We start from the raw sequence: 3427 nt of genomic DNA, 5'->3' as shown, positions 1-3427 counted from the left end.
GCACTAATGTTTAAACAGGAATGGGCATTATTTAGGGTGTAAAAACTTTTATAAAACAAACGCCGGGGACGGTTCCTATCATCTGTTTTTAGATGAAGTGAGCCGTCTTTTATATTTTAAATTATTACCAATTTGTAACCAAAATTTAAGAATTTCTTAATAAATTTTAACATTTAAAGAGGTATAATGGAAGAAAGAGGAGAGGCAAGGGAAAGAAAACGAAAGAAAATGAGGTGGAATTAGCTGAAAGGCTTTTTGAAATTATTTTGAAAGCAAAACAAGGGGATAAGGAGGCTATAGAGGAAATAATAAGGCGATTTGAGCCCTTGATAATGAATAGTGTAAAAGGTGCAGATGAAGAAATAAAAGAAGAGTTAAGGCAGGATTTAATCGAGATTATAATAAGAGCAGTAAGAAATTTTGAGATAAAATGAAAAATAAATTTTAGGTTATGGAATATTTTTTAGAAATTTTGGCTTTTATATAGATAGAGGGGAAAATAAAAAAAGTGGGAGGTGAAAGTGGTTGTAATTTTATGGTATTACACAATATAAAAGAGAGGAGAAGGAATATGAAAGTATTAAAAATGGCAAAAGGCATATTGCTGGCTTTGTTGATGTTGTCATTAGTGACCACAGCTTATGCATCTGTTACATATGCTAAAACGGATTATACAAATGCTCATAAAAATGCAATTGAACAGAAAGTAAAAAATGTGTTGACTAATGGATTCGGACAGTTTTACACAATTAACAGCATTCAAGTTAAATTTAATGACTTAAAAGTTACTGATTCAAAAATTGAGGCAAATCTTTTTGTAACTATGAATACGACTTTAAAAGCAAAGAGAGTTGAGGACCTTCCATACGTCAAGGGAATGCTTAAAGAGGTCAATCTAAATAATTTTAAATATGAATCTAATGCTAAAATGAACAGTGCTCTTTTTGAAGCAAATAAAAATAGCCTAAAAGAAGATCAATTATCAAAGGCCTCTAAGGAATTGGAGTTTAGATTTAATGATCTAAGTCAATATATAAATAAAGCTGATGATAATAATTTCTTTCTGACAATTACTGCTGATGTAAAAAACAATCAGATTATTCAAGATTCAATAAACATAATGGCAGAGAATATTGATACTCTGGTTCCAATACAAGATCTGCTTCCTAAATCTTTAGAAAAAATGGAGGAAGAGGGCATACACGATATGCAACAGATTTTGAATTCACAGGGAGAGGAATATTCACCTGCACTTTATGCTTCATATGACAGGATTGCTGCAAGAGACTATGCCAATAAATGGTCTATAAATGCTACATCATGCTATGATCATGGAACGTCCTGTGGCATACTGCAAGCCAGAAACACATGGAACAATGATGTGTATCCATATTATTCTGAGTTATGTCATAATGATTGCGCTGATTTTGTATCACAAGCTTTACATGCAGGTGGCATTCCAATGGATAGTACTTGGCATAGAGGTACTGCCGCATAGACGACATTAGCATGGGTAAATACAGATGCGCTAAAAAGATATATGGTTGGTAAGGGATACTGGAAAGCATCAAATTATACATCTGCATCGGCTGGAGGGGTCCTTTACACATCTACTTCTCATGTCGTCATGATTGTTAAAAATGATACAATAACAAGGCAATTTAGTGGGCATACAAATGATAGGAATCAAGTAAATTACTCAAATGTATCAGGCTATGAATATTATGTTCTGTGGAATTAAGATTAATTAGTGTTTAATTCATATAAAGAAGAAGCTTATGTTGCTTCTTCTTTGTATGAATTTTTAAAGAAGGAGGTTTTGTTCTTTATGAAAAAGTTTTTCTTGATGGTCTTTGTACTTATATTTATTGCTACAGGTTGTTATACTGTAGATAATACTAAAGTTACAGAAAATAAAAGCCCTAAGAGCGGCATTGAAGAGATAAAAATACCTTTTTTTGTATATACAAATGAGTCAGACAATAAATATGCTGCAAGGTTATGTTATTGGGATTTAAATAATGTTAAAGTAAATTTAACTGAAGAGACGGTCTATGTTTCTGAAGATAGGAATTTTCTCACCCCAGTATTTTGGGATGGAGATAGTAGGATAGTATTAAGGAAAACGTCTTATCCAACACATGAATATAAAGATAAAGCAGAGATTGTCAAAAGCAATGATATGAATACTGTATACGGCAAAGACATCAAAGCTAAAAGAAATTTGGATAACAACTCTGAACCAATCAAAAAAGTTAAAAGCTATACATTATACTTGCACAATGGCAACGATGTAGTGGAAAAGGATGTATCATTTCTATATAAAACAAAGGATGACAAAGGCAATGACATAACAGTAGGTGAATATGACTACCCCTGCTTTATAGATTATGATAGAAAAACAGGTGATATAACATTTATCTTTAGTTATCCGTTTGATACACATACAAATGTATATATTGCCAAAAGCAATGTAGATAACATCGACAAGATAAGCTGGGAAGAGGTAAAACTTCCTGAAGGTGGTGTTGTTTATACACCTAGTCCTTATAATACAATGCTTATAGGTTCTAAATACTATATCCAATGTTTCAAAACTTTATGTGAAGTCGATCTTAAGGGGAAAAAGGTAACTTTACTTGATGATGTTGTGAAAGGATGTAGAAGTATCGTTAGAGAAGGAGATTTCAAGGCAGACTATTCCAAAGATATAAAGCCTGTTGGGAAATACAAAGATGTGTTGATTTTAAGCCTTCCTATAAGTACAGATACAAATGTAGAGCCTTTAATATGTGCGCTTAAAGATAACAAGCTATTAGGTGCAATACATCCTAAAAGCAATGATATGTGGGATATAATTGGTTCTGATAAGAAAGTTGCATATTCGATTGATGTGAAAGATAAAAATCTGCACAAAGAATTTAATGCAGATCTGATGTACTTCCCGAATTTAGAAACAATAGAATAATATAATAGCATAATCTATATACAGTTTATTAAAATTAATAAACAGTTCACTTAATCAAAAAAGCAGATAAAGTGAACTGTTTTTTACATTTTTAATTGTTAACAATTTGTAATCAAAATTTAAGGATTTCTTAATAAATTTTAACATTTAAAGAGGTATAATGGAAGAGAAAGGAGAGGTAAGGAGGGCAAAGAGATGAAAGAAAATGAGGTGGAATTTACTTTTATTGGGTATTTAGCTAGGTATGTCAAGTTTGAATCTGTAAAACTTAAAAAGAAATACCAGGAAGTAAAATATAAAGAGCTTTTAATATTGGATGCACCAAGAAATAATGGGAATAGTGAGGGTAAAGAAGAGGGAATTGATAGAATCACGTATAGTTATATCTCATTTGAGGATGAGGTAATAGATAAATATATGCTTTTAAAATATAAAGAATTACTTGAACCAGAAGAATTC

General features: G+C 31.4%; 4 protein-coding genes. All 4 read left to right on the top strand.

Translation table 11 applies throughout. The annotated features are described in order from the left end of the window. The first annotated feature begins 233 nt into the window (after window positions 1-233). Entirely contained in the window at window positions 234-434 is a 201-nt protein-coding gene (locus M663_RS0112480) for a helix-turn-helix domain-containing protein (protein WP_029689140.1), read from the top strand. 137 nt (window positions 435-571) lie between these two features. After that, entirely contained in the window at window positions 572-1498 is a 927-nt protein-coding gene (locus tag M663_RS0112475; protein WP_273702730.1) for an amidase domain-containing protein, read from the top strand. A 330-nt stretch (window positions 1499-1828) separates the two neighbouring features. After that, complete coding sequence (locus M663_RS0112470; protein ID WP_029689138.1) at window positions 1829-2968, top strand: hypothetical protein; 1140 nt, start codon at window positions 1829-1831, stop codon at window positions 2966-2968. A gap of 195 nt (window positions 2969-3163) precedes the next feature. Further along, the coding region (locus M663_RS14880; RefSeq protein ID WP_029689137.1) for a hypothetical protein at window positions 3164-3427 on the top strand (264 nt) is incomplete at its 3' end.

This window comes from Thermoanaerobacter sp. A7A (assembly GCF_000445185.1).
In the GTDB taxonomy this organism is placed as follows: domain Bacteria; phylum Bacillota; class Thermoanaerobacteria; order Thermoanaerobacterales; family Thermoanaerobacteraceae; genus Thermoanaerobacter.
Note: the sequence above shows the minus strand (reverse complement) of the source record. Positions and strands in the feature narration are given on the sequence as shown.

Bases quoted from the DNA above. Each gene is read 5' to 3' on its own strand.
- M663_RS0112475 (WP_273702730.1), top strand. From the start codon at position 572: ATGAAAGTATTAAAAATGGCAAAAGGCATATTGCTGGCTTTGTTGATG.
- M663_RS0112470 (WP_029689138.1), top strand. From the start codon at position 1,829: ATGAAAAAGTTTTTCTTGATGGTCTTTGTACTTATATTTATTGCTACA.